Source organism: Thalassobius sp. Cn5-15, assembly GCF_022347685.1.
GTDB lineage: Bacteria > Pseudomonadota > Alphaproteobacteria > Rhodobacterales > Rhodobacteraceae > Thalassobius.
In genome coordinates this window covers 95,022-121,235 of sequence record NZ_JAKRGF010000001.1, presented here as the reverse complement: position 1 = coordinate 121,235, position 26,214 = coordinate 95,022, and the positions used below count along the sequence as shown (strand labels likewise).

General features: G+C 58.5%; 19 protein-coding genes, 4 tRNA genes and 1 riboswitch. Of the genes, 9 read left to right on the top strand and 14 right to left on the bottom strand.

Annotated elements, in window-relative coordinates; all coding sequences use genetic code 11:
- Nucleotides 1-159 precede the first annotated feature (159 nt).
- The 3 genes from MHM86_RS00565 to MHM86_RS00555 form a co-directional block, all read right to left on the bottom strand.
- On the bottom strand, nucleotides 160-2,709 hold the full coding sequence (locus MHM86_RS00565) for a PBP1A family penicillin-binding protein (RefSeq protein ID WP_239194697.1): 2,550 nt from the start codon (nucleotides 2,707-2,709) through the stop codon (nucleotides 160-162).
- A gap of 164 nt (nucleotides 2,710-2,873) precedes the next feature.
- Nucleotides 2,874-4,106, bottom strand: coding sequence for an N-acetylmuramoyl-L-alanine amidase (locus tag MHM86_RS00560; protein ID WP_239194694.1), 1,233 nt, complete (start codon nucleotides 4,104-4,106; stop codon nucleotides 2,874-2,876).
- Between the two features lie 125 nt (nucleotides 4,107-4,231).
- On the bottom strand, nucleotides 4,232-5,380 hold the full coding sequence (locus MHM86_RS00555) for an aminotransferase class I/II-fold pyridoxal phosphate-dependent enzyme (RefSeq protein WP_239194691.1): 1,149 nt from the start codon (nucleotides 5,378-5,380) through the stop codon (nucleotides 4,232-4,234).
- Between the two features lie 61 nt (nucleotides 5,381-5,441).
- Between MHM86_RS00555 and MHM86_RS00550 the strand changes: the two genes are divergently transcribed.
- On the top strand, nucleotides 5,442-6,776 hold the full coding sequence (locus MHM86_RS00550; RefSeq protein WP_239194688.1) for a M48 family metalloprotease: 1,335 nt from the start codon (nucleotides 5,442-5,444) through the stop codon (nucleotides 6,774-6,776).
- A 2-nt stretch (nucleotides 6,777-6,778) separates the two neighbouring features.
- Nucleotides 6,779-7,543 (top strand): DsbA family protein, encoded by a 765-nt coding sequence (locus MHM86_RS00545; protein WP_239194685.1) that lies wholly within the window; start codon nucleotides 6,779-6,781, stop codon nucleotides 7,541-7,543.
- Nucleotides 7,544-7,629: 86 nt separating this feature from the next.
- Here MHM86_RS00545 and MHM86_RS00540 read toward each other — a convergent pair whose 3' ends face one another.
- Both MHM86_RS00540 and hemA read right to left on the bottom strand, forming a co-directional pair.
- On the bottom strand, nucleotides 7,630-8,793 hold the full coding sequence (locus MHM86_RS00540; RefSeq protein ID WP_239194682.1) for a helix-turn-helix domain-containing protein: 1,164 nt from the start codon (nucleotides 8,791-8,793) through the stop codon (nucleotides 7,630-7,632).
- Nucleotides 8,794-8,901: 108 nt separating this feature from the next.
- Nucleotides 8,902-10,125 carry a 5-aminolevulinate synthase gene (hemA, locus tag MHM86_RS00535; RefSeq protein ID WP_239194679.1) on the bottom strand — a complete coding sequence of 408 codons (1,224 nt, stop codon included), beginning with the start codon at nucleotides 10,123-10,125 and terminating at the stop codon, nucleotides 8,902-8,904.
- Between the two features lie 262 nt (nucleotides 10,126-10,387).
- Between hemA and MHM86_RS00530 the strand changes: the two genes are divergently transcribed.
- The gene (locus MHM86_RS00530; RefSeq protein WP_239194676.1) at nucleotides 10,388-11,776 is read left to right on the top strand and encodes a M20/M25/M40 family metallo-hydrolase; all 1,389 of its coding nucleotides are present in this window, start codon (nucleotides 10,388-10,390) and stop codon (nucleotides 11,774-11,776) included.
- Between the two features lie 78 nt (nucleotides 11,777-11,854).
- Here the strand turns inward: MHM86_RS00530 and MHM86_RS00525 are convergent, their stop codons facing one another.
- Complete coding sequence (locus MHM86_RS00525; protein ID WP_239194673.1) at nucleotides 11,855-12,730, bottom strand: glycosyltransferase family 2 protein; 876 nt, start codon at nucleotides 12,728-12,730, stop codon at nucleotides 11,855-11,857.
- A gap of 142 nt (nucleotides 12,731-12,872) precedes the next feature.
- Here MHM86_RS00525 and MHM86_RS00520 point away from each other — a divergent pair, with 142 nt between their 5' ends.
- Complete coding sequence (locus tag MHM86_RS00520) at nucleotides 12,873-13,646, top strand: hypothetical protein (RefSeq protein WP_239194670.1); 774 nt, start codon at nucleotides 12,873-12,875, stop codon at nucleotides 13,644-13,646.
- 134 nt (nucleotides 13,647-13,780) lie between these two features.
- Here the strand turns inward: MHM86_RS00520 and MHM86_RS00515 are convergent.
- The 5 genes from MHM86_RS00515 to MHM86_RS00495 form a co-directional block, all read right to left on the bottom strand.
- Nucleotides 13,781-13,857, bottom strand: a tRNA-Asp gene (locus tag MHM86_RS00515).
- A 32-nt stretch (nucleotides 13,858-13,889) separates the two neighbouring features.
- Nucleotides 13,890-13,966, bottom strand: a tRNA-Asp gene (locus MHM86_RS00510).
- A gap of 182 nt (nucleotides 13,967-14,148) precedes the next feature.
- Entirely contained in the window at nucleotides 14,149-15,087 is a 939-nt protein-coding gene (locus MHM86_RS00505) for a pirin family protein (RefSeq protein WP_239194667.1), read from the bottom strand.
- A gap of 190 nt (nucleotides 15,088-15,277) precedes the next feature.
- Nucleotides 15,278-16,018 carry a hypothetical protein gene (locus tag MHM86_RS00500; RefSeq protein ID WP_239194664.1) on the bottom strand — a complete coding sequence of 247 codons (741 nt, stop codon included), beginning with the start codon at nucleotides 16,016-16,018 and terminating at the stop codon, nucleotides 15,278-15,280.
- Nucleotides 16,019-16,297: 279 nt separating this feature from the next.
- Nucleotides 16,298-16,373 (bottom strand) — tRNA-Val (locus tag MHM86_RS00495).
- A 319-nt stretch (nucleotides 16,374-16,692) separates the two neighbouring features.
- Nucleotides 16,693-16,909, top strand: a riboswitch (cobalamin riboswitch).
- Nucleotides 16,910-17,087: 178 nt separating this feature from the next.
- Between MHM86_RS00495 and MHM86_RS00490 the strand changes: the two genes are divergently transcribed.
- Genes MHM86_RS00490 through MHM86_RS00470 form a run of 5 tightly spaced genes read left to right on the top strand, consistent with a single transcriptional unit; the run spans nucleotide 17,088 to nucleotide 22,801 of the window.
- On the top strand, nucleotides 17,088-17,951 hold the full coding sequence (locus tag MHM86_RS00490; protein ID WP_239194662.1) for a (2Fe-2S) ferredoxin domain-containing protein: 864 nt from the start codon (nucleotides 17,088-17,090) through the stop codon (nucleotides 17,949-17,951).
- Complete coding sequence (locus MHM86_RS00485; RefSeq protein ID WP_239194660.1) at nucleotides 17,948-19,489, top strand: ABC transporter substrate-binding protein; 1,542 nt, start codon at nucleotides 17,948-17,950, stop codon at nucleotides 19,487-19,489. The genes MHM86_RS00490 and MHM86_RS00485 overlap by 4 nt, the downstream gene beginning before the upstream one ends.
- Nucleotides 19,465-20,460, top strand: a complete 996-nt coding sequence (locus tag MHM86_RS00480) for an ABC transporter permease (protein WP_239194658.1) — start codon at nucleotides 19,465-19,467, stop codon at nucleotides 20,458-20,460. The genes MHM86_RS00485 and MHM86_RS00480 overlap by 25 nt, the downstream gene beginning before the upstream one ends.
- Nucleotides 20,457-21,341, top strand: coding sequence for an ABC transporter permease (locus MHM86_RS00475; protein ID WP_239194656.1), 885 nt, complete (start codon nucleotides 20,457-20,459; stop codon nucleotides 21,339-21,341). The genes MHM86_RS00480 and MHM86_RS00475 overlap by 4 nt, the downstream gene beginning before the upstream one ends.
- Nucleotides 21,338-22,801: an ABC transporter ATP-binding protein gene (locus MHM86_RS00470; protein WP_239194654.1), complete on the top strand. Its 1,464-nt coding sequence runs from the start codon at nucleotides 21,338-21,340 to the stop codon at nucleotides 22,799-22,801. Before MHM86_RS00475 ends, MHM86_RS00470 begins: the two co-directional genes overlap by 4 nt.
- A gap of 96 nt (nucleotides 22,802-22,897) precedes the next feature.
- Here MHM86_RS00470 and MHM86_RS00465 read toward each other — a convergent pair.
- The 3 genes from MHM86_RS00465 to lon all read right to left on the bottom strand — a co-directional run bounded on the left by MHM86_RS00465 (nucleotide 22,898) and on the right by lon (nucleotide 26,066).
- Nucleotides 22,898-22,973: transfer RNA gene (locus MHM86_RS00465), tRNA-Val, on the bottom strand.
- A 19-nt stretch (nucleotides 22,974-22,992) separates the two neighbouring features.
- Entirely contained in the window at nucleotides 22,993-23,484 is a 492-nt protein-coding gene (locus tag MHM86_RS00460; protein WP_239194652.1) for an HU family DNA-binding protein, read from the bottom strand.
- Nucleotides 23,485-23,663: 179 nt separating this feature from the next.
- Nucleotides 23,664-26,066 carry an endopeptidase La gene (lon, locus tag MHM86_RS00455; protein WP_239194650.1) on the bottom strand — a complete coding sequence of 801 codons (2,403 nt, stop codon included), beginning with the start codon at nucleotides 26,064-26,066 and terminating at the stop codon, nucleotides 23,664-23,666.
- Between the last annotated feature and the right edge of the window lie 148 nt (nucleotides 26,067-26,214).

Here is a 26,214-nt window from a genome sequence, read left to right as displayed (position 1 = left end):
CTCTTTACAGTGCTGCGTGATACCAAGGCCGCGCCTGTGATACAAGCGCCCAGAAGCCCGCGCCAACCACGGCCGCACTCAAGGCGCACCGCCCCAATCAAAAACGCCCCGCGCATCCGCGCAGAGCGTTTCAAATGTTAAGACCGGATCAGCCGCCGGTTAGTACAATCCACCGGAAGACACCGCGCCAAAACTGGCCTTCGGCCCCACTACCGTGGTGCGGCCTGTCGAGGTGGTGACCTCCTGCCCCTGCTCCGCGCCGTCGTTAAACAACGGCAGGTTCGACCCCATGGCAAAGCCACCGTCAAAGGTCACGCCAAAGATCGGCTCTTCGCCCTCGCGGAAGAATTCAGCCACAACATGTTCGCCGCTGGCATCATCAGCCAGACGTTCGCCGGTGAAACGGTGGATTTTGATGAACTGACCACCTTCCGGCACCTTGAAGGCGCCGCCACCGTATTTCTTCACAGCTTCTTTCATAAACTCGTTGAACACCGGGCCACACATTGTGCCGCCATAGGAGCCACGGCCCAGTGGACGCGGGTTGTCATGGCCCATGTAGCACCCTGCCACGATGTTCGAAGAAAAGCCCACAAACCACACATCGCGGGAATCGTTGGTGGTCCCTGTCTTGCCCGCGATCGGCACGCCAACACGGATGTTTGTGGCGGTGCCGCGATCGACAACACCCTTCATCATCGACGTCAGCTGATAGGCCGTGGTCTGATCCATCACCCGCTCGCGGTTGCTGAAGATGCGCGGCGCCTTGCCCTCGGGCAAATTGGCATCCGCACAGTTCAGACAGTCGCGCTGGTCGTGGCGATAGATCGTGCGGCCGTAGCGGTCCTGAATACGGTCCACCAGCGTCGGTTCCACCCGTTCACCGCCGTTGGCAAACATCGCATAGGCGGCCACAATCTTGAACAGTGTGGTTTCATCAGCCCCCAGCGAGTTGGCCAGAAACTGTCCCATGTTGTCATAAACACCAAAGCGTTCGGCGTAATCCGCGATCACGTCCATGCCGACCTCTTGGGCCAGACGGATCGTCATCAGGTTCCGCGACTGTTCGATGCCTGTGCGCAGCGGCGTCGGGCCATAGAACTTGTTAGAGGAGTTTTTCGGCCGCCAAAGACCCTGTGGGGTGTTCACCTCAATCGGGGCGTCGATCACGATCGTCGCTGGCGAATAGCCACTGTCCAGCGCAGCTGCATAAACAAAGGGTTTGAAGCTGGAACCGGGCTGACGACGGGCCTGCGTGGCGCGATTGAACACCGAATGCTGGTAGCTGAAACCGCCCTGCATGGCGATTACACGGCCGGTATTGACGTCCATCGCCATGAACCCGCCCTGAATTTCCGGCACTTGCCGCAAGGTCCAGCGGATGAAGCTGCCATCGCTGTCCTTGGTCATCGCACGCACCAGCACCACATCCCCGACGCTCAACAGATCGCTGGCAACCTTCGCCTTGCGCCCCACCTTGCCGTTTGACAAACGCGGGCTGGCCCAGGTCACGTCCTTAGCGGTGATCCAGTGGCCATCTGCGTCCTCATCCACACCTTCGATGCCAATGCGCATATCTTTTTCACCGGCTGCCAACACCACAGCAGGACGCCACTTGCCGGCCAGAGTGATATCACGGGGCACAGACGCCTTGGCCAGTGCAGCGCGCCAGCTGTCCTCATCGCCCAGTTGATCGACCGCAATGGTCACACCAGTGCCACGCCAAACTCCGCGGCCACGGTCATAATCTTCCAGTCCACGGCGCAACGCCTCGGCAGCAATCACCTGCATCGACGGCTCCACAGTTGCCCGCACGCTCATCCCGCCAGAGAAGAACTGTTCTTCGCCAAAATCGCTGCTCAACTGACGACGAATTTCATCCGTGAAATAATCGCGGGGCGGCAGAGCCGACTTAAAGCTGTCAAAATCCCCGTTCTGGACCGAACGCAGCGGCAATTCCCGCTCTCCCTCGTAGGCCGCTTGGGTGATGTAGCCGTTTTCGGCCATTTCCTTCAGCACGAAGTTGCGGCGCGACAGCACCCGTTCCTTGTTGCGGACCGGATGGAACTTGCCCGGCGCTTTGGGCATCGAGGCAAGGGTTGCCGCCTCATGCGGGGATAATTCACCCAGTGTCTTGTTGAAATAGGTCTGCGCCGCCGCTGTCACTCCGTAAGAGTTCTGACCAAGGAAAATTTCGTTCAGGTAGAGTTCAAGGATTTTGTCTTTGCTGAGCGTATCCTCCACCCGCGTGGCCAGGATGATCTCTTTGATCTTGCGCTCAATCTTGCGTTCACCGCCAAGGAGGAAGTTTTTCATCACCTGCTGGGTGATTGTCGATGCCCCCCGCACGGATTGCCCGCGCGACCGCACGGCCTCAACCATCGCGGCCACGATACCACGGGCGTCGTAGCCCTGATGGGTGTAGAAGTTTTTATCCTCGGCAGAGATAAACGCGAACTTCACCAGATCGGGGATCTCTTCTGCTGGGGTAAACAGACGGCGTTCTTTGGCAAATTCGTCTATCATCCGCCCTTCACCTGAATAGATCCGGCTGATGGTCGGCGGAGTGTATTGCGCCAATGCCTCATGGCTGGGCAGGTCACGGCCATAGATGTAGAAGATCGAGCCGATGCTCAACGCCGCCACGGCGATGCCCAGCGTGATCAGGGAAAAAATCCCCCCGAAGAAGGAAAAAATGAACCTCAGCACTGGTGGCGTCCTTATCTTGGGATCGGTCTTGGTGATCGCGTGTTAGGCGCACTCTATAATCGTCCCCACAAAGGGCGTCAAAACAAGAAGGCGTAATGATGCCGCCTCAGCCAGCTTTTGCCCACTAACGTTAGGGCGTCAGTGGCGATGCGGCGCTGGACGGGTTACTGGCGTACCAGCCGCGATTGCGCCGCATCATCGCGTGCCCAGGCCTGAAGCGCGTCGCGCACACCGGCGGCAGCATTGATACGCCACTGTTTGTTTGTAATGTTTTGCAAATCCCGTTCACTGGACATGAAGCCGATTTCTAACAAGACAGACGGAATATCCGCCGCCTTCAGCACCGAAAAGCCGGCCCGACGCAGCGGACGACGGTTAAGCGGCGCACCAACGCCACGCAACCCCGAAATCATCGACCGCGCCAACCGGTCCGCCCGCGGCGCGGTTTCCTGCCGCGCCAGATCCAACAGCACATCCGCCACCACATCATCCTGTCCGGTCAGATCAACGCCTGACAGGATGTCAGAGCGATTGTGCCGCTCTGCCAATTTGGCCGAGGCCGCATCTGATGCCTCATCAGACAGCAGATAGAAGGTCGCGCCCAACGCCTGCCCCTCGGCCAGCGCATCGGCATGCAGCGACAGAAACACATGTGCCCCAACCGCATGCGCCATCGCCACGCGGCGTTCCAGACTGACAAAACGGTCTTCTTCGCGCGTCAAGAACACCTCAAAACCACCTGATCTCAAAAGAGTTTCTTTGAGTTCCAGCGCAAAAGCCAGCATCAGATCCTTTTCCGCATACCCCTGCCGTTCAGCCCCGGGATCAATCCCCCCGTGACCGGGATCCAGCATCACTCGCAGCGGGCCATCGCCGGGCAGCCCCGTGACCTTCGCACGCGCGGTCACCGGTGGCAGATCCCAGCGCGGATCATAGGGGGCACCGGACTTCGCAGCAAAATCCGCCACTTCCGCAGGGGTCAGTGCCACCACCAGATTGGCGCGGGCTGTCTCTGGCTCTGTCACCATCTCCACCGTCTCAACGGTCAAGGGCGTCACCAGATCCACCACCATACGCGACCACCCGGGCCGCACCCCGCCAAACCGCAGAGCGGACACACTATCAGAATTCAGCAATGCCGTTTCCGTCACACCGCGCCAGTCAACCTCACGGAAATCCAGAACCAGACGGGCAGGTTCGGCCAGCGTGTAAACCCGAAACGGCACGCCTTGCGTCAGGCCAAGGCGCAGTTCTACACCCCCGCCCCAAGTGTCTCGCACCTGCGACGCCCCCACCTCAACCCGCGCCAGACCGCTGAGGTCCTGCGCTGCCGCAGGCGTCAGCGCCCCAAGCGTGCCCCAAAACACCATCGCCAAAATTTTGATCAGCCTGCACACCGGATTCGCCCCCGTTTGGTTGTTGTCGAAACCCTAAAGCAGCCACCACGAAAAGCGAAGAGCCAGCGCACCACAGCACCGGCTCCTTTCAATGATCTGATACATACCCGAATCCAACAGGCGTCTCAGGCGCCCCGCTCTGCCATGAAGCGTTGCAGGCGCGCCAGCCCCTCCTCGATCTGCGCAGTTTCCCGCGCATAGGAAAACCGCAGCGTCCCACCCCCGCGCACTGGGTCGAAATCCAGACCCGGCGTGACTGCAACGCCCGCCTTCTCCAAAATCTGAGAGGCAAAGGCACGGCTGTCGTTGGTCAGATCGCTAACATCAGCATAGATAAAGAACGCCCCGTCCGGCGGCGCGATCTTGGTGAAACCGGCCTTGGGCAACCCCTCCAGCATCAGTTGGCGATTGCGGCGATAGACGGCCATGTTTGCCTCCAGTTCCTCCTCACAATCCATTGCATGCAGGGCAACGATCTGGCTGGCGTGCGGGGAACAGATGAACAGATTCTGCGCCAGACGTTCAACAATGCGCACCTGATCTTGGGGCACCACCATCCAGCCACAGCGCCAGCCGGTCATCGAGAAATACTTTGAAAATGAGTTGATGACATAACACTCATCACTCACCTCAAGGGCGGTGACGGCCTTCGCCTCATATTCAATACCATGATAAATCTCATCCGAGATGAAAGAAGCCCCATGTGCGTATGCCCCCAGCATCAAGCGCTCCATCGCGGCGTAATCCAGCATCGTGCCTGTGGGGTTAGCGGGGGATGCGACCAGAAGGCCGTTCAGCTCCATATCCGCAAAATCCGCCGGCACCGGTTGCAGCCGGTTTTCCGGTGCACTGGGTAAATCCACCGGCGTCATCCCCAGCGCCTTGAGGATCTGACGATAGGAGGGATAGCCCGGCGCGCCGATACCAACACGATCGCCACTGTCAAACAGCGCCGAAAAGGCAAGGGTAAATGCGCCAGAAGAGCCCGGCGTGATCACCACGCGGTTCCAGTCCAGATCGACGTTATACCATTCGCCATACATCTGCGCGATGCGTTTGCGCAACGCGGGCAGGCCCAGACCGCCGGTATAGCCCAGACTGTCCGTCGCCATCGCGCGGGTCAGCGCGGCACGGGCGGCTGCGGGCGCGGCGGTACCGGGCTGACCCACTTCCATATGCACAATATCACGGCCTGCGGCCTCTGCAGCATGAGCGGCTTCCATCACATCCATCACAATGAAGGGATCAACCTCAGAGCGTCTTGAGTTCCGCATCACTATCTCCCATTCTGCGCATAACGACGCGCCTTTTGAGCGCGAAACAGGAGGGGCGTCAATGACCCGATGTATCCATATCGTCGCAATGGTGATCATTCTGGCCCTACAGCCGATGGCGGCTCGGGCTGTGACGCTGCTGCGTGATCCGGATATTGAAAATGGACTATCTGTGCTAGCCAAACCAGTGCTGGATGCGGCGGGTTTGCCCTCTGGCACGGTGAAGGTGCTGGTCATTCAGGATCCCAGCCTCAACGCCTTTGTGGTCGATACGCGCCATATCTTCCTGCATTCGGGCCTGATCATGAAACTGAAATCTGCTGCCGCGCTGCAGGCGGTGATCGCCCATGAGGCGGCGCATATTGCCAACGGTCATCTGGCCCGCCGCCCACAGGCTGCACGCAGTTCGCGATCTGCGGCCGCACTGGGTGTTGCGCTGGCGGTGGCCGCTGCCGCGGCGGGGGCTGATCCGTCGGCAGCCGGTGGCATTGCCATTGGCAGCCAAAGCACAGCCGACCGCCTGTTCAAATCCCACACCCGCGCCGAAGAAAGCTCTGCCGATGCCAGCGCCATTCGCTATCTCGCTTCTGCCCGTGTTGACCCGCACGCCTTTGCCGAGGTGCTGGAGTTGTTTCGCGGTCAGGAGTTGTTGAGCGAACATCGCCAAGACCCTTATGCCCGCACACACCCCCTGAGCCGCGACCGCCTGCGCGCAGTGAAGGCGCTGGCCGCGGGGGTGCAGGGCAAACCCGCCGACAGCAGCACGGCGGACTATTGGTTTGCCCGCGCACAGGGCAAACTGTCCGCCTTTCAACGCGCCCCCAGCTGGACCCTGCGCCGCGCCAAAGACAGCACCAGTGCCGATATTCGTCTGATGCGACAGGCCATCGCCTATCACCGCAATTCGCAAACCCAAAAAGCGCTCAGCCACATCAATCAGGCGATCGCCAAACGTCCAAATGATCCGTATCTGCATGAACTGCGCGGTCAGATCCTGCTGGAAAACCGCCAGATCAGCACCGCGGTTAACGCTTATGGGCGGGCGGCGAAACTGGCGCCACGTGATGCCTTGATCCTTGGTGGTCAGGGTCGCGCGCTGCTTCTGGCAGGGCAGCACAAATCGGCACTGACCGTGCTGGAGCGTGCGCGGCAGAAGGATTTCCGCAACAGTGGCGTTTTGCGTGATATGGGCACGGCCTATGCGCAACTGGGTCAACCCGGCCATGCGTCACTGGTCACGGCGGAACGCTACGCCCTGCGCGGCGATTTCAAAAGCGCGCTTATTCATTCCAAACGGGCCAGCGGCCTTCTGCCACGCGGCTCTGCCCCTTGGCGTCGGGCTCAGGATGTGCTCTCTCAGGCTGAGAAACAGGCCAAGATTTCAAAGAGGAAATAATCATGAAGAAACTCCTTGCTGGTGCGTTGACGCTGGCCACCCTCGCCCTGCCCGCCATGACTGTGCCCGCGCAGGCACTGGACCTGTCAGAAATGGACGCGGCAGAACAGCAGGCCTTTGGCGCGGCTGTGCGCAGCTACCTGCTGGAGAACCCGCAGGTGATCGTCGAAGCTTATGAGATATATCAGGACCGTCAGGCCGAGTTTGAGGCGCAACGTGACCAGAACACCATCGCCCGCGTCGCGCCGATGCTGTTTGAAGATGAGCGTGCCTGGGAAACGGGCAATCCCGAAGGTGACATCGTGATGGTCGAGTTCCTCGATTATCGCTGCGGCTACTGCAAAAAGGCCCACGCCGAGGTGAAAGAGCTGATCGCCGGTGATCAGAACATCCGGTTCATCGTCAAAGAGTTCCCCATTCTGGGTGAAGAGTCGCTGCTGGCGTCGCGCTTTGCCATCGCCAGCCAGTTGGTGGCCGGTGACGAAGCCTATGGCCAGTTAAACGATGCGCTGATGGAGTATCGTGGCAAGATCACCGAAGGGTCTCTGGTGAAATTGGCGGGAAAACTCGATCTGGACGGTGACGCCATTCTGGGCGCGATGGAGGATCCGCGCGTGGCACAGCTGATCGCTGATAACCGCCAACTGGCCGGTGCGCTGGCGATTTCCGGCACGCCTACCTTTGTGGTCCAGGACCAACTGCTGCGCGGCTACGTTCCGCTGAATGGCATGCAAGACATGATCGCCGCCCTGCGGGCAGAACAATAAGGGCGCGTTCCAACAGCCCCTTTGAAACGACAAAGGCAGCCCGGGGGCTGCCTTTTCGATATTCGGCTATGTCGCAATCGGCGCTGTTACTGCAGCGCTGCAACCGCGCTGGCCAGCTCCTGATTGTTGTCCAGATCAGCCACGCTGTAGGTCGCGGTCAGGTGGTCCACCGACAGTGCCAGATTAGACGTAACAGTGCCCCGCGCGCCCGCAGGGCCATAGTGCTGGCCGTTCACTTTGAAATAGATCGCACCGCTTTCCCCTACGCGCAGCGAGGGCGCTTCCTCGGTCTGAGGTACGGGCCAGGTTTGACCCGGTTCCATGATACCCTCAAAGATCACGCTGCCATCCGCGGCACGTACCCGTACCCATGCAGGACGCACGGCAACCATCTGCACACCGGGTGCAGCGTCTTCGACCACCTGCGGCACAGCCAGTTCCGGCGCTGCCGCGATGGAACCAAAGTCAATATCCGGCTCAGGCGGCAGGAAACTGCCCACAGCGGCCGGATCCAATGTCGAAATCGGCGCATCCCGGGCCGCCAGAACCGGAACCTCAAGCGCCTGAGGACGGTAAAGGCGATCCAATCCTTCGACCGGCGCGGTAAAGGACCCTGCCACAACCGCCCCCTCGCCCGTGTCAGCAGCGCTGCCGGCAGGGTCCAGATCAGCCAGAACATTCGGGCTCTGCTCCACCGGGGCGAATTGCACCCGCTGGATTTCATTCAAAACAGACCAACCGCCGTAGCCAAGGCCGCAGATAACCGCCAACAGCACCAGAGACGAGCCAATGGCCCCCGGCTCAATAGTGGCGAAGAAGCCGCTTGGCGCAGGGGCAAAGGGCATGTTGGGGGATTGGAAGGGATCGGTCGCAGCCGGTGCAATCACCGCCGACGCTTCTCTGCGCGGCAGACCGGAGGCGGCAGCGGACATGCCGTGGGCGGTGCTGAAGCCGCTTTCGGCACAGAACATTGCAAAGGTCTCGTCGGGATCAAGGCCGAGGTAACGCGCATAAGAACGAACGTAGCCCGCGATGAAACCGGGCGTGTCAAACGACGACGGATCGCAGTTTTCGATAGCGGAAATATAACAGGCCTTGATGCGCAGCTCTTGTTGCACATCAAGCAGCGACTTACCCATGGTGGCACGTTCGCCACGCATCATGTCGCCAAGCTTGCGCTCAAAATCGTCGAAGCCTTTCGGCTGTTCGACATCCTGCGCCGGTGTTTTTGGTGCTTTCCGCCTGATCATCCCCACTGCCCTATCAGCGATTCGCCCTAAGATATGTCACGATTCGACCCGTGCTCTTTGTTTCTCTCAGCCTAGCACATGGCAAGGATTAAACCACCAGATATAGAATTAGGCACTCAGATCGGCACGATTCAGCGCACAGTGCGACCAAAGTTCGTCCATTGCGCGCACCAGCTTGTCCATTTCCTTCCGGCCATGCACCGGCGAGGGAGTGAATCTCAGGCGTTCTGTGCCACGCGGTACAGTGGGATAGTTGATCGGCTGTACATAGATGCCAAACTCTTCCAGCAGCATGTCGCTCATTTTCTTGGTATGCACCGGATTGCCGACAATGACCGGCACAATGTGACTGCCGTGGTCAATGATCGGCAGCCCCATGCCCTTCAGACGCAGCTTCAGGATCTTTGCTTGGGTCTGGTGCTGTTCACGCAACGCCTGATCTTCCTTCAGGAAGGCAACCGATGCCGCAGCGCCCGCAGCAACCGCAGGCGGCAGCGAGGTGGTAAAGATAAAGCCCGGCGCGTAGGAGCGGATCGCATCACACATCTTTTCCGAAGCTGCGATATAGCCGCCCATCACGCCATAAGCCTTGGCCAGTGTGCCGTTGATGATGTCGATGCGATGCGCCAGATTATCACGTTCGGTCACACCGCCCCCCCGGGGGCCGTACATGCCCACGGCGTGCACCTCATCAATATAGGTCAGGGCGCCGAATTCATCTGCCAGATCGCAGATGTCTTCGATCGGGCCGAAATCGCCGTCCATCGAATACACCGATTCGAAGGCAATCAGCTTCGGCGCGGCAGGATCATCAGCTGCCAGCAATTCACGCAGGTGCGCCACGTCATTGTGACGGAACACGCGTTTGGCCCCGCCATTACGGCGCACACCTTCGATCATCGAGGCGTGGTTCAACTCATCCGAATAGATGATCAGACCCGGGAACAGTTTCGGCAGTGTCGACAGGGTCGCATCATTGGCGATGTAGGCAGAGGTGAACAAAAGTGCCGCCTCTTTGCCATGCAGATCCGCCAGTTCGGCCTCCAGCCGTTTGTGATAAACCGTGGTGCCAGAAATGTTGCGGGTGCCGCCAGAGCCTGCGCCGGTGGCATCAATCGCCTCATGCATTGCGTTTAGAACAACCGGATGCTGCCCCATGCCCAGATAGTCATTGCCACACCAGACGGTGACGGGCTGCTTTTCGCCATCAGGACGGGTCCAGACTGCATGCGGGAAATTACCCTTCTCACGTTCAATATCAATGAACGTCCGATAACGACCTTCTTCGTGCAGCTTGTTCAGCGCGTCATCAAGTTTCGCAGTATAGTCCACTTGGCTCGTCCTTATTCTGGCTCGGCGGTTCGTATAACAGGCCTAGGTTTTCATCACCAACGACCAGTTTCTGAACATATTTAAAAGTGCAGTAGCACATACTGCAGCGGCGATCTTCATAAAAGGTAACAAATTGACGCTCCTTTTATCTTTGATTTGCATCAAGCATCTAGGTGGACAAGCCCAAATGCGCTGTTACCTTGCCCACAAACGAATTCGGCACTGACACAGCCACAAAATACCAAGAAAAGGAGACGCTGGAATGGCCCTTACCCCCGTTCTGGAGAAGATCGACGCAGAGATCACAACCGCAACCGACCGCCTGATGGCGCTGTTGCGAATCCCCTCCATCTCCACCGATCCGGCCTATAAGGCGGACTGTGACAGCGCTGCCGACTGGCTGGTTGCCGACCTGAAATCGCTGGGCGTTGACGCCGAAAAACGTGCCACCCCCGGCCACCCGATGGTGGTGGGTCATATCAACGACGCCCCCGAAGGGGCGCCACATGTGCTGTTTTATGGCCACTATGACGTGCAGCCGGTGGACCCATTGGACCTGTGGGACACCCCGCCGTTTGAGCCGCGTCTGGAAGAGACACCGAATGGCACCGTGATCCGCGGCCGCGGATCGTCGGACGACAAGGGCCAGTTGATGACATTTGTTGAGGCGTGTCGGGCATGGAAATCGGTGCATGGCACCCTGCCCTGCCGCATCACCTTCTTCTTTGAAGGTGAGGAAGAAAGCGGATCCCCCTCGCTGATCCCTTTCCTTGAGGCAAACAAAGAAGAGCTACAGGCGGATCTGGCGCTGGTTTGTGACACCTCTATGGTGTCGCGTGGCGTGCCGTCGATCGCGTCGCAACTGCGCGGCATGCTAAAAGATGAGTTCACCCTGACCGGCCCACGCATCGACCTGCATTCCGGCCACTACGGCGGCCCCGGCCTGAACCCCTTGCGGGAAATGTCCCGCATCATCGCCAGCTTCTACGACGATGAAACCGGCGCAGTGGCTGTGGATGGCTTCTATGAAGGTGTGCACGAAGTGCCCGCCGACCAGCTGCGCCAATGGGAAAACTGCGGTTTTGATGAGGCCGAATATCTGAACTCCGTCGGCTATAGCAAGGCGCATGGCGAAAAGGCCTATTCAACGCTGGAACAACAATGGTCGCGCCCGACGCTGGAAGTGAACGGTCTGTGGGGGGGCTATAACGGTGTCGGTTCAAAAACCGTTCTGCCGTCGAAAGCCCACTGTAAAATCACCTGTCGACTGGTTGGCGATATGGACCCCGACGCGCTGCGCGACAAAATCCGCAAGCACGTCGAGGAGCGGCTGTCCACCGACATCACCGTCACCTGGGACAACGATATGGAAGGCTCGCCTGCCTCAGTGATGAACCTCGACCGGCCAGAGTTCGAGGCTGCCCGCGGCGCCCTGTCGGATGAGTGGGAACGCGAAGCGGTATTCACCGGCATGGGCGGATCGATCCCGGTGGTGGGCTACTTCAACAGCGTGCTGGGTCTTGATTCTATGCTGGTGGGCTACGCCAACGACGATGATGCCATCCACTCCCCTAATGAGAAGTATGACATGAAAAGCTTTCACAAAGGCATCCGCAGCTGGGCCCGGATTATGGATGCACTGGCAAAATAATCCTCCGAAACGAAAGGAAGGGGGCGCTGCCCCCTTCATAACTGCCCCTTCGTCGCCGCCCTGCAGCACGCGGAACGCCTAGAAAATACCGGAAAAGCGTTCTGGCAGTTTGAATTGCAGCTGATAATCTGGACGGGCGAAGTTGTAAAAACCAGTGTCGCCACGCGGACCGAACGTGCGCTGCATCTTGCGCCGGTAAAGGCGCATATCGAACCCATCGACCATTTCCAGATCTGCAAATGCCTCAAAGGTTGCACGATCCTCGCCACGGGCTTCGGCGAACCAGTGGCGGCCGATGGAAATCTCTTTCACATCATCACCGATCTCACCCGTCACGGCATTGCGACGATCCATCGCCGCCGAGTATTCGGGGAAGTCGCAGAACTTCAGGTGCATCAGGTAAAGGCAGTCGGGCGTAAACAGTTTACCGTACTGAGTGAAATGTCCCCCACGGGCGATTTTAGTCCCGGCGGAGATCACACAAGGTTTGGAATAATGCGGCGCCAGACGGACGTGGCGGCGGGGACCGAGGATTTTATCGGTGATCGCGTCCGGTTCTTCATCAATGCGGTGGATCACCTCCAACCCTAGCGGCGTCAACACACGCCGGATCGGTTGCTCTTCCAGATACTCCAGCAGATTTTTACCCTCTTCGGGATCAATCACCACCAGTTCGTCCACATCGCCGACGATCACATGATTGTAGTAGCTGCGCAGGCCCATCACGAGGTTATTGAGCAGCCGCCAACGCTTCATATCGAAGTTTTTATGAGGGTCACCCGGAATACCGATGATGTTGCAGCCTTCGGCCAGCTCTTCCACCCCGCGACCACGGCCGTGATTGATGATGTATAGGTTTTCGCGGCCAAAAATTGGGCCGTAGTGGCGCAGCCATGCTTTCAGAAAAAAATGGTCGTCCCGCACCATGGTGACGATGGCGGCTGTCGATTGCATACTCTCTACCCGATATATTTGCCGCACAGGCGCGACCTTTATGACCCCAAGGTCTAACCCGTTTGATGCAATTTGAGAAATAAAATATGATCACCGCAACAGGGCGACGCACAGCCCTGATTTGATTGAGGAGTTTGCGCAGATGATCCCTGATAGCTTTCGGGAAACCGGCCTGTTTTTCCAACGCGCACATGACGTGCCACTGACGCATTTTCAGGTCTTTGGCGAACGCGCGTCAGCAACCAATCTGGTGCGCAAGTTGATCGACAAAAACCTCAACATCGTGCGCACGGAATCGCTGGGCTGGAAACATGCCGCACCTCATATGGTGGCGATCCCGCGCGATTTTCTGATGGTCGCCGTGGTGCGCAATGCCGAACCCTGGGCGCTGTCGATGCACAAACGTCCATGGCATCTGGACCCGCAGAACCAAGCCTACACTTTCGGTACCTTCCTGCGCTCTCAGTGGCGCGGGATCGTCGACCGCGAAGCGGATTTCGAAGAAGTGGTGGGCGAGATGACAGGCCAGACTGAGGGGCTGGAATTACAATTTGACCGCCACCCCATCACTGGCCGCGCGTTTGAGAACCTGTTTGATCTGCGCAACGTGAAAATGGCCACGCTGCTGGGCATGCTGAACCGCGATTGCAACATACTGCTGGTGCGTGCGGAAACGGTGCAGAACGACCCCGAAGCCTTCATCGAGTGGGTGAAAACCAACCTTGATCTGTCGATGCGGCGCCCGTTCTTCAAACCAGTCAATCGCCGCCTTGGCAACCGGTTCAACTTGTCTGTGTCATTAGAAGAACGTGGCGAAACGCCAGTCGTCCTGTCACCAGAGGACCGCGCCTATATGCTGTCGAAGCTGGATCTAGAGCAAGAGGCAAGCCTAGGATATCATTACGATAAATCCTAAGCAGTTCGGCAGCAGACAGGGCCGGGGTAACAGGCCCATTTAATACCCCACCACGTTCATGTCCCACCACATGGAGAGAGCCCTAAGAACACAAAAACACCCCGAAGGGTGTTTTGTTTCTCCCGAAGGAGAAGTGGCGCGGTTGACGGGGCTCGAACCCGCGACCCCCGGCGTGACAGGCCGGTACTCTAACCAACTGAGCTACAACCGCGCAATCTGGCACTCCGACGAATTGAACAGTGGTGGCGCGGTTGACGGGACTCGAACCCGCGACCCCCGGCGTGACAGGCCGGTACTCTAACCAACTGAGCTACAACCGCTCACTGTTCGCTCATCGTCTTGAGCGTGTGGGGTGTTTATGCTGAGCCACGGGGGAGGTCAAGCGGATCATGACACAAAAAACACAAAAGTTTCGCGCACCCACTGCAGCGCCTTTTTTCATTGGGAAATGGGGCGGAAAAAACTTTCGCCCCATCAGTTATTTACCTGTCAGGGACAGCGGTTAGCGCGCAGGCAATGGGATAAATTCGCGGTCGTCGCCCGCAGGCAACTGGAATCGCCCATGCGCCCAGTCCCCTGCCCGCCAGGCTTCTTTTGCGGCCTCAATCCTTTCCTTGCTGGAGGCAACGAAATTCCACCAGATATGACGCGGGCCAGACAGGGTTTCACCGCCCAGAATCAGGATCCGTGCACCGGCCTCCCCTGCCTTTATCGAAATCGCGTCACCAGGGCGGAAGATCAGCATTTGACCCGCCTCGTAGCTTTGCCCGCCTTGCGAAACGCTGCCATCAATTACATAGACCGCGCGATCCTCATGATCATCCGGTAATGGCATCTGCGCGCCCGCTTCCAGTTTAGCATCGCCATAAAACACCTCAAACGGCATCGGCACGGGCGCCTCGACGCCGTAGGCGCGGCCCAAAATCAGGCGCATTTTCTTACCCTCACCTTCCAGAATGGGCAGATCCGCTTTTGGACTATGATGAAACAGCGGCGCGTCATCTTCATGCCCCTCTGGCAGGGCCAGCCATGTCTGGATACCGAACATATTGAAGGGCACATCGCGCATCCCCTCATCGGTGCGTTCGGAATGGGTGATGCCATAGCCCGCCTTCATCCAGTTCACGGCACCAGGTTCAATCCACTGATCGGTGCCTAGCGAATCCCGATGGTGCAGTCGCCCCTGATAAAGGTAGGTCACCGTGCCGAGACCAATATGAGGGTGTGGGCGCACATCAACGCCCTGCCCTGTCAGAAATTCAGCCGGTCCCATCTGGTCAAAAAAGATGAACGGCCCGACCATTTGCCGCCGTGCGTGCGGCAGAGCGCGACGCACCTCAAAGCCACCAAGGTCGCGCGCGCGGGGAACAATCAGCGTCTCCAGTTGATCAACCTGATCACCAATGGGAACGGTTGTGTCGAATAAGGGATTCCAGCTCATCTTGTAGCACCTCCTGATGAAGGAAAGATAAGCGATCCAATCGATTCATAAATGCCATGCGGATGACAGGGGGTGTGCAGGAATGCAGAGGTGGCGCCAAATCACCAAATAAAAACGCCCCGGATCATATGCGATCCGAGGCGCTTCACCCGAACTAAAAAGATGCGGGCCTAAATACCGAAAACAGCATTTACTTGATCATGCCAATCATGGCGTCATCTTCTTGCAGAACGCCCTTTTTGATCGGAACCAGACGCACATCACTTCCTTTGATCATCATCTGAACGCAGCGTTCACGGTTTTCGCCGATCACCAGACACAGAGTGTCGCCGCTTGTTGTATAGGGCAACACATCGTCCAGCCCCCCACCCAGAACCGGATCGCCGCTGGCATCAACGAAGGACATATCCACTTCGTCCGCGGAGGTGAAGGCAAATACAGTTTTGTTGCCTTTCATGCTGGAGGGTGCGTTGACCTCTTCGACCGTGATCACACGCCCAACCAAGTTGAGCGCAGCGCCAGTGTTCGGCACAACCACTTTGCCGATCGGCTCCCCGTCAGCGGTCACAAACATCATTTTCTTGATGTTTTCCTTACGGTTACCAACCAACGCCTTCAACGTGATGTGGTCCCCACCGGCCGAGATAACCTCAAAGCACTCGCCCTGATCACCCACGCCCAGACAGATCTGGCGACCATCAACGCGCCAGTTGAACTCGCGCGCTGATCCGCTGGGGGAACGCTGCTTGAATACGCCGCCTTCAAGGAACGACGCGATCTGGCCCTTGGGCCCGTTTTCGGGGGAAACATGCTTGCCCAAAACCAGTTCCACCAGAGCGTCACCCGACGGAATCTCCGCCGCGCTGGTGTTGGCATAGAGGGGCTGCGCGACGGTTGAAAGGGCCAGAAAAGCGGCCAGAATTTTATTCATTGGATCTTTCGCGTTTTTGAGTATCGATGCGCGTGCGGATGGCCTCAATCGCCTTTTCACACTGCACTTTGCAGTAGCATGCAACACCATAGAACGAAAGATCACATTAAAGTTAGCGCCTAGGCGTTATCAGTCAGCATTCGCGCATTCAGTCCACGCGCCGCAACGATCATGCTCATAGCAATCCGCCGTCAGCCCGCCATAGCGCAAAAGACCGCGAAGATCTAACCGCGATAGCCGTGAGAGGTGGGGGTGCTTTTAACATATTTTGAGGAAGGATGGTGGGTGATGAGAGACTCGAACTCCCGACATCTTCGGTGTAAACGAAGCGCTCTACCAACTGAGCTAATCACCCGTGAGGCGGAGTTTATATAATGCCCATGAGAGGTGCAAGAGGTGTTTTGCATTTTCGTGACAAAAAATGAGTCCGTAGGTTTTTGCCCCAGTTTCCGGATGTTACACTACATAGATCACAAAAACAGCCGCCCGTTTTGATCATACTTCCAATGCCTTAGCCTGGACCAAGACACCACTGAACATCGGTCGGGAGAACGGTTTCGCCTGCCTGAGCACACAACCAACCACACCGCCGGATCCGGGCTGAAACGCGGCGCACCACTGTCATGCCCAATGTACACATGACAAAAAACACTTGCGGTTTAATTCTACTTTCTGCAAACACAGCCCCAGATGGTGCCTTAGGGATCTGCATTCTCTGAGGCTTAATAGGGAACACGGTGAGGAAAAGCCTAGAGGCGCCAATTCCGTGACTGCCCCCGCAACTGTAAGCGGTAGTGGACTGCCAGAGGCCACTGGATCAACTGATCCGGGAAGGCGCAGATCCATGTTGACCCGCAAGTCAGGAGACCTGCCATCAAAGGCGCTTCAGCGCTGATGTTGAAACTGATCCGGGCGGGGTGTTCCGGGGGGAAATGATGATGGTAATACTGGCAAGGTCCCTATGTGAGACCCATAGTGCAATCTGTGATCCAGTTTGTGAAACAGTCTTAGGGCTGGCCTGTAACATGACCGTTCCTGCACACCCGCACGCGTTAGTGCGGAGGGGACGATGCAGACAGATGACACCCAAACACACCAGATAGACACCGCAGACACATCCGCCGCCGGGGCGGTCCTGTTTGTTGTTTCGGCCTATACGCTCAGCAAGGGTGCGCTGACACGCATGCAGGACGCGGTGGCCGCCGCAACCTCACAGCCGACGCGACTGATCCGGCTGGAAGAAACAGGACCCAGCCTGATCAACGCGCTTGATGAGATGCGTGCCGAAGGGCATCGCCGGATCAAGGTGCAGCCCTTTGGCTATCCCTTCCCTGAAAGCCTGCTGACATGGATCCCCGGCGTCCTGGCGGATTGGCGCACGCGGGGCGAAAACGCAGACACCCATCTGGCCATGGGGCCCGACCCTGCCCGCGATCCCGCCGCCCTGATGGCCCATGCCGCCAGCCTGCTGGCCCAGCCAGACACAGCAAAACCGATCGCAACGGTTAAGCCACGACTGGGCAAACCCGGCTGGAACATGCCGCCGGACTTCGATTTTCATCTGCTGGTCTGCACTGGCCCGCGCTGCGCGGTTCACGGCGCCGCCTCTTTCACCCATATGCTGAAAGAGGAACTGGTCGCGGCAGGTGTTTCGGACCGTTGCCTGACCACCCGCACCGGCTGCATTTACCCCTGCAACAAAGGTCCCGTGCTGGCGCTATACCCGCAAGGGCATTGGTACCGCTTGCCTGACGTGGCCGCCACTCGCCGCTTTGTCCGTGAAGTGCTGGTTGCAGGCGGCAGCGCCGATGACCTGCGTTTTCACACCGCGCGCGCCGTGCGCGACGCAGCAGAGACCGCAACAGAAAACACCGTTTCAGACCACGCCCCTTCCCCTCAAATACCCAAATCCCAAAAGGAGTTACTCGTATGACATTGAAATCACTGATGCTGTCCAGCGCTCTGGTAATGGCCGCACTGCCTGCCCTGACCGCCGCCCCTGCATTGGCAGAGGACAAGATCATCAACATGGCCACCAGCTTTCAGATCCGCAGCATGGATCCGGTCAAGCAAGGTTTCTGGATGCAGGAATTTGGTCAAGGTGAATTGCTGATGAAATTCCAGCCCAACGGCGACATCACGCCCTGGCTGGCCGAGAGTCTGACCCGCAAAGATGACACCACCTGGGTGATCACCATCCGCGATGGCGTCACCTTCCAGAACGGCAAAGCGATGGATGTGGACGCGGTGCTGGCCTCCATCGCCTATTTCCGCGAAAACAGCTCTGGCACACAGGCGGTGGTGCCAGCCGAGGCCACGTTTGAAAAGACTGGCCCGCGTGAGATCACCGTGAACACCGGCGTTCCAACCCCCGAACTGCCCAACATTCTGGCCCATGAAAGCCGCCTGATGATCATCGACGTCGAAACGGTTCTGGCCGCGGGCGATGACTTTGAGAAACTGGAAGGCGCGGGCATTCACACCGGTCCGTTCAAACTGATCAGCCTCGACGATCAGAAAATGATCGCCGAACGCTATGAGGACTACTGGCAGGGTAAACCGGTGATGGAAGGGGTTGAGCTGCGCTTTGTCTCTGACGCCAATGCCCGCATCCTCGCGGTGCAGAACGGTGAGGTGGACATTGCCCTTTACCCGCCCATCGCCGCCGCGCCAGTGTTCAAAGCAACGCCGAACCTCAATCTGGCACTGGGACCGCTGTCCACCGGTGGTTTTGTCGGCTTTATGGATGTGACCAACGGGACGTTTGAGGAAAAAGCAGTACGCCGCGCAGCCATGCTGGCGATGAACTATGAAGAGATTGCCAATTCCGTCTTTCATGGCGCCAAGGCACCGGCGACCGGCCTTTATAACCCCAACTTCGCCTACGCGCTGAAGAACTACAAATATGATATGGCCGCCGCGAACACGCTGCTGGACGATGCTGGTTGGGTCCGATCGGGCGACACCCGTACCAAGGACGGTGAAACCCTTTCGGTCACCATCATGATCTATCCGCAGCAGCCCGATTTGGCGCCGCTGTCCAGCGCGATGCAGACCTATCTATCCGCAGTTGGCATCGCTTCCGAAGTGGTATCCGTCGACAGTGTACGTGAGGCGGCGATGAACGATCTGGTGGAATGGGACATTGCCCTGTCGGCCACCGGCACCGCCACCGTCGGATCGGTCAGTGGTTTCCTGAACCGCTATGTGGCCTGTGGGGGGGATCGCAACTACGGCGGCTACTGCAACGCAGAGGCGCAGGCGCTGATCGAAAAACTGGACGTCACCGTGGACGAAGAGGCCCGCAACGAGATGCTGCGCAAAATCCAGATGATCGTGGCCGAAGACGATCCCTACATCTTCAACCTGACCATCCTGAAAGAACGTGCGCTGGTCAGCGACGCATGGTCCAACTACGTCCCCGCTGTGGCCTGGAACCACATCAAATGGGACACGGCCCCGAACAAGTGATCAGTTCTGATCAAATAAAACGGCGCGGCGGACTGATGTTCGCCGCGTTGATACGGCTGGGACAGGCTGCGCTGACCGCACTGGCGGCCTGTGTCATCGTCTTTGCCCTGTTGCCACTTGCACCGGGCGATCCTGCGAACCGCGTTCTGTTGGCGCGGGGCGTCGAAACGCCCACGCCGGCCGAGATTGAGGCCACCCGGGTGGAACTGGGCCTTTATGATCCGATGCCGGTGCAGTTTATCAACTGGCTTGGCAATGTAATGCAGGGCGACTTCGGCCTCAGCTTTACCAGTCAGGCCTCTGTCACACAGGAAATTTTGGAACGTTTGCCCGCAACGCTGATCCTACTGGGATTGGCGCTGGGGTTTTCGATTGTGTTTTCGCTAAGCTTTGCACTGATCGCCGCCGGATTTCGTGATCGCTGGCCGGATCACCTGATCCGCATCTACACCCAGATCGGTGCGGCCTTCCCAACCTTTGTGTTTGCGCTACTGGCCCTGACTTTTCTGATTGTCGGCTTTCAGATGGGGCAGGTTCTGGCAGATGTGACATGGCAGGCGGCGCTGATCCCTGCCTTTATCATCGGGCTGGACCGTGCCGCCAGCTGGACGCAACTGTTGCGCGCAGGTCTGCTGCAGGCGATGGCCAGCGGCTATGCCGACGTGGCCCGCACCCGTGGTGCATCAGAAGGGCGCATCCTGCTGCGCCATGCGCTGCCCAATGCGATCCTCCCCTTTCTGACTGCCATTGGCGTCAGCATCGGCGCGCTGATTGGCGGCGCCCCGTTGATCGAAGCGATTTTTACCTGGCCGGGCCTTGGTGCCTACGTTCTCGAAGCACTCTCAGCCCGCAACTATCCAGTGATTCAGGCCTATGTGCTGATCGCAGCCCTGTCATATGTGGCCGCCGCCCTACTGGTTGATCTGGCGGCCATCCTGCTGGACCCGCGATTGAGGGACCCATCGAAATGACCACCTCGTTCACCTTAACCCGCCCCGCCCCCCTGCCCCGCCAAGTGCCGCGGCGCCTGCTGGCGAAACTGTGGCACCACCGCAGTGGGCGGCTGGGGCTGATCCTTGGCCTTGCGCTGTGCCTCTTTGCGATGGTCGGCGCGGTCTGGACTCCAGCGGATCCCAACCAGCCAAACTACATCAACGCGCTGAAACCACCACAGTTGGCCCATCCCTTTGGCACCGATGCAACGGGGCGCGATATGTTCAGCCGCAGTCTGGACGCCGCCCACAGATCACTGGGCGCGGCGACACTGGTCCTGGCGGCGGTGTTTGTGATCGGGCTGCTCATCGGCACCACCGCCGGGCTGCTGGGCGGCGTTGTTGACACCGTGCTGATGCGCACCGCCGATATCGCGATGACCCTGCCGGGACTGGTGCTGGCCTTTGCCGTTTTAGGCATTCTGGGGCCGGGTTTCCTGAATCTGCTGCTGGCGCTGATCATCGCCGATTGGGCGTGGTATGCACGGCTCGCGCGATCGCTTTCGCTGAACGCGCGCCATCAGCCACATGTGATCGCCGCCCGCCTTGCCGGTGTGCCGAACTGGCGTATCATTTGCGGCCATATTCTGCCGGATGTGGCCCTGCAGCTGGGCATTGTTGCCAGTCTGGCGCTTGGCGGGATGATCGGCGCGATCTCTGGGTTTTCTTTTCTTGGACTGGGGGTACAGCCGCCACACGCGGAATGGGGGGCTATGCTATCTGAGGCACGGCTATACTTTACCGTGGCACTCTGGCTGCTCATCGCGCCGGCGGGCTTGATCTTCCTGTCTGTGTTGAGCGCCAACCTGATCGGCAATGCCCTGCGCGACGTCGCAGGCGCAAAGGACGAACAGTCATGACATCGCTCGCAAAACCCGCCCTGTCGTGCAGCGGGCTTTCGGTTCGCTATCCCAACGGCAGCATGCCGGTGCGCAACGTCAGCTTTTCGGTAGCCGCGGGAGAATGCTTTGCACTTTTGGGCGGCTCTGGCACCGGAAAATCCACCATCGCCCGTGCCCTTCTGGGACTGCACGGCGGAGGCAGCAGAATTGGCGGCAGCCTGCAACTGGATGGCGTCGATATGGCACAAGCCAGCAAGGCGGATTGGCGCCGCATACGCGGTCACAAGATCGGGTTTGTGGCGCAGAATCCTTGGGTCAGCTGCGATCCCCTGCGCCCCGTAGGAGATCATGTAGCCGAAGCCTGGCGCTGCCACGGCCTGCCCGTCCGTTGGGCAGAGATTGTCGCGCGGCTTGACCGCCTTGGCGTGCCGGAGGCGGCCGTGCGGATCCATGCCCCTCCCCACACCTGGAGCGGTGGCATGCTGCAACGCGCCGCAATCAGCGCCGCAACTGCGCTCACACCGCCTATTCTGGTTGCCGATGAACCTACCAGCGCATTGGATGCAGACCGCGCCCAATCGGTGATTCAGGCGCTAAAAAGCGCCGGGTCGGCCATCCTACTGATCAGCCATGACATAGATCTGGTTCTGCGAAACGCGGATCGTATCGGGGTGCTGGATCAGGGCGAACTGGTTGAGGTCGCCACGCCATCAGACCTGCGCAGCCGCCCCCGCCATCCGGCGACCAAGCGATTGCTCGCGGCCCTCGCTCCGTTGCCCCCCCGCCGCAAAGCCACCTCCCCCTCACCGTTGATCCGGCTGGAGGCCGCAGGTGTCAGCTACAAACGTGGTCGCATTCAGGCGTTACCGGCAACAAACCTCAGCATCGGCGCAGGCGAAATTGTCGGACTGCAAGGCCCGTCAGGGTCGGGAAAATCCACCTTGCTACGACTGGTCATGGGGTTGGAGACCCCCAGCACCGGCACCATCTGGCGGGATCCTATTCTGCAGCGCCCCGGCGCCATTCTACCGGTCTTTCAGGGCCCACTTGCCAGTCTGGTGCCCCATTGGCCGATCTGGCGGTCCATCAGTGAACCGCTCACCGCCCGCGGCCAGCCAAGGCTGAGTAAACAGCAACTAAAAGCCCGCGCGGCAGAAGCGATGCAGTCGGTTGGACTGGAGCTGGTAGACCCCCATGCCCGTCCTGCGGAATTATCACTTGGTCAATGCCAGCGCGTCGCCATTGCCCGCGCCACCATCACCCGACCCGCCTTGATCGTCGCCGACGAACCCACCAGTGCGCTGGACAGCCCTTCAATCCAGCATGTCAGCACGCTGCTGCGACAGGCCGCCGATCACGGCGCAGCCCTGCTGGTGGTCAGCCATGATCAGGGGTTGCTGGCCCGATTGGCAGATCGCACGGTCACTTTGGACGCGAAAAATTTACAGGCCACTACATCAGGGCACACACAAGACTGACCCAGCAGCCATCCCCGCCCCGACGCGCGACCGGACAAAAAGGCAGCCCAATTCGCAGAAAATTATTTGCGCCAGATCAGAGATTTAAGGGAAAAATGGTGGGTGATGAGAGACTCGAACTCCCGACATCTTCGGTGTAAACGAAGCGCTCTACCAACTGAGCTAATCACCCGGTAGAGCGGCTTTTAGACTCACTCGGCGGGTTCCGCAAGGGGGTCTTTTACATCTTCTTCAATCTTTATTTTCTGCCGCACCTTCAGGTTCATAACGCGGGCGCCAGACAGCTCTTTCAGGCGGTTAATGCGCACCTTGCCGAAGGGTTGCAGGTTCAACTCGCGCCCCTCTGCCAGTGCTTCGCCCAGAATATCCAGCGCCGCTTCGATGGCCGGTTTGACGTCACGCTTTTTAACACCCGTTTTTTCGACAATCATGTCGATCAGCTCAGGCTTTTTCATCTCTTCCTGACTGGAAACGGGTTTGGTTTCCGTAACCACGACGGCTTCCGGCGCATCAGCCGCTGCGGTTGCTGGCGTCGCCTTTTTACGGGTGCGCGGCAACGGTACCTTTGCGGTTGCTTTGGTGGTGGATTTGGTGGTGGATTTGGCTGCGGTTTTCGCCGGTGTGCTGGCGGGTTTCGCGGCGGTTTTGCGGGTAGTCGTTTTGGTGGTCGTACTACGTGCCATGTGTTCCTGCGCCCCATTTATGAGTGTTATTGTTTCGATAATAGCAACAAATCACGCCATTAATCCAGTGCACCCGCCGGATTTGGGTCGAAAACGGCAATAATTCCAAAACCATGTGCCTATAAACAAACACCCCCGGACGGATCCGGGGGTGTTTGCGTGTAATCTATTGTGGATGGTTAATGCGCGGTGGCCCCTGCCCCGCTGGACGCTTTCAACGCCGCTGCGGCGGCCTCTTCCGCGGCTTCGTCCCATTCGATGGCCTCGGGCGTGTCGGTCAGCGCCAGCTTCAACACCTCGGTCACATGGGTGACCGGGATGATGTCCAGACCTGCCTTCACGTTGTCGGGAATATCTGCCAGATCTTTTTCGTTCTCTTCGGGAATGAGAACAGTTTTGATCCCGCCACGCAGCGCGGCCAGCAGTTTTTCCTTCAACCCGCCAATCGGCATGGCGTTGCCGCGCAAAGAAACCTCACCGGTCATCGCAATGTCCTTGCGCACCGGAATACCTGTCAGCACGGACACGATGGAGGTCACCATTGCCAAGCCCGCCGAGGGGCCGTCTTTGGGCGTGGCACCATCGGGAACGTGGACGTGAATGTCCCACTTTTCAAATTGCGGCGGCTTCACCCCGATCTGAGGTGCGACCGAACGCACGTAAGAGGACGCCGCATCGATGGATTCCTTCATCACGTCGCCCAGCTTGCCTGTGGTCTTCATCCGCCCCTTGCCTGGCAATTTCAGCGCTTCGATGTGCAGCAAGTCACCACCGACCGAGGTATAGGCCAGACCAGTCACAACACCGATTTGATCCTCTTTCTCGGCCAGACCGTAGCGGAATTTTTTCACGCCGAGGAAATCATCGATGTTGTCTGCATCCACCTTGATGGTTTCTGCTTCCCCCTTCACGATCTTGGTGATCGCTTTACGGGCGATCTTGCCAACCTCGCGTTCCATGTTCCGCACACCCGCTTCGCGGGTGTAGTGACGCACAACTTCGGTCAGGGCGCTGTCAGCGACCTCGAATTCGCCCTTTTTCAGACCGTGGTTTTTGATCTGCTTGGGCACCAGATGCTGTTTGGCGATCTCCAGCTTTTCGTCTTCAGTATAGCCTGCCAGCGGAATAATCTCCATCCGGTCCAAAAGCGGCCCTGGCATGTTGTAACTGTTCGAGGTGGTCAGGAACATGACGTTCGACAGGTCATATTCCACCTCAAGATAGTGGTCCACGAACGTACCGTTCTGTTCAGGGTCCAGCACTTCCAGCATCGCAGATGCCGGATCACCACGGAAGTCCTGACCCATTTTGTCGATCTCATCCAACAGGATCAGCGGGTTGGTGGTTTTCGCCTTTTTCAGCGCCTGAATAATTTTACCCGGCATGGAGCCGATGTAAGTGCGACGGTGGCCACGGATTTCGGATTCGTCCCGCACACCACCAAGGGAGATGCGGATAAATTCACGGCCCGTCGCCTTGGCCACAGATTTTCCAAGCGAGGTTTTACCAACGCCCGGAGGCCCAACAAGACACAGGATCGGACCTTTCAGCTTCTGGCTACGCTGTTGCACCGCCAGATATTCAACAATCCGCTCTTTGACCTTTTCAAGGCCATAGTGATCCTTGTCCAGAATGTCCTGTGCGCGACCCAGATCCTTTTTGACGCGCGATTTCACGCCCCACGGGATCGACAGGATCCAGTCAAGGTAGTTGCGCACAACGGTCGCCTCGGCGCTCATCGGGGACATTGATTTCAGTTTCTTCAGCTCGCCATCGACCTTTTCTTTGGCCTCTTTGGACAGCTTCAGCTTGGAGATTTTCTCTTCCAGTTCGCTGATTTCGTTGGACCCGTCTTCACCATCGCCCAGCTCTTTCTGAATGGCTTTCATCTGCTCATTCAGGTAGTATTCACGCTGGGTGCGCTCCATCTGGGATTTCACGCGGGTTTTGATCTTCTTCTCGACCTGCAGAACGGACATTTCGCCCTGCATCAACCCGTAGACCTTCTCCAGGCGTTCGCTGACAGACAGGGTCTCCAGCAGTTCCTGTTTCTGCGCCACCTCAATGCCCAGATGACCGGCAACCAAATCGGCAAGCTTCGCAGGATCGGAAGTTTCCGACACGGTGACCAGCGCCTCTTCGGGGATGTTTTTCTTGACCTTGGCGTAACGCTCAAACTCCGCGCCGACGGTGCGCAGCAGCGCCTCAATCGTGGCCTCGTCACCGAGAGCCTCTTCGAGGTATTCCGCGCTGGCCTCAAAGAAGTCATCGTTTTCAAGGTATTCGGTGATTTTCACACGTGCCTGACCTTCGACAAGCACCTTCACGGTGCCATCGGGCAGCTTCAGCAGCTGCAGCACATTGGCCAGCACGCCATTTTCATAGATGCCATCGGTCTGGGGATCGTCCTCTGCGGGATCAACCTGACTGGACAGCAGAATCTGCTTATCGTCCTGCATCACCTCTTCCAGCGCGCGGACCGATTTTTCACGGCCGACAAACAGCGGCACGATCATGTGGGGAAATACCACGATGTCGCGCAGCGGCAGGACTGGATAGGATGCGTTGAGTGGCTCTTGCATAGGGTTTCCTTGTTCTTAGCAAGAAGGCGCTGGCCCCATTTTTGGCAGCCTCGGCCTTCTCCGTTTCCTGCGATTCAATGTGGGGGGTGAAACCCCGATTTCAACCGCATGGTCACTTCCCGAAAATTCAATGTGCCGTGAGCGGCAG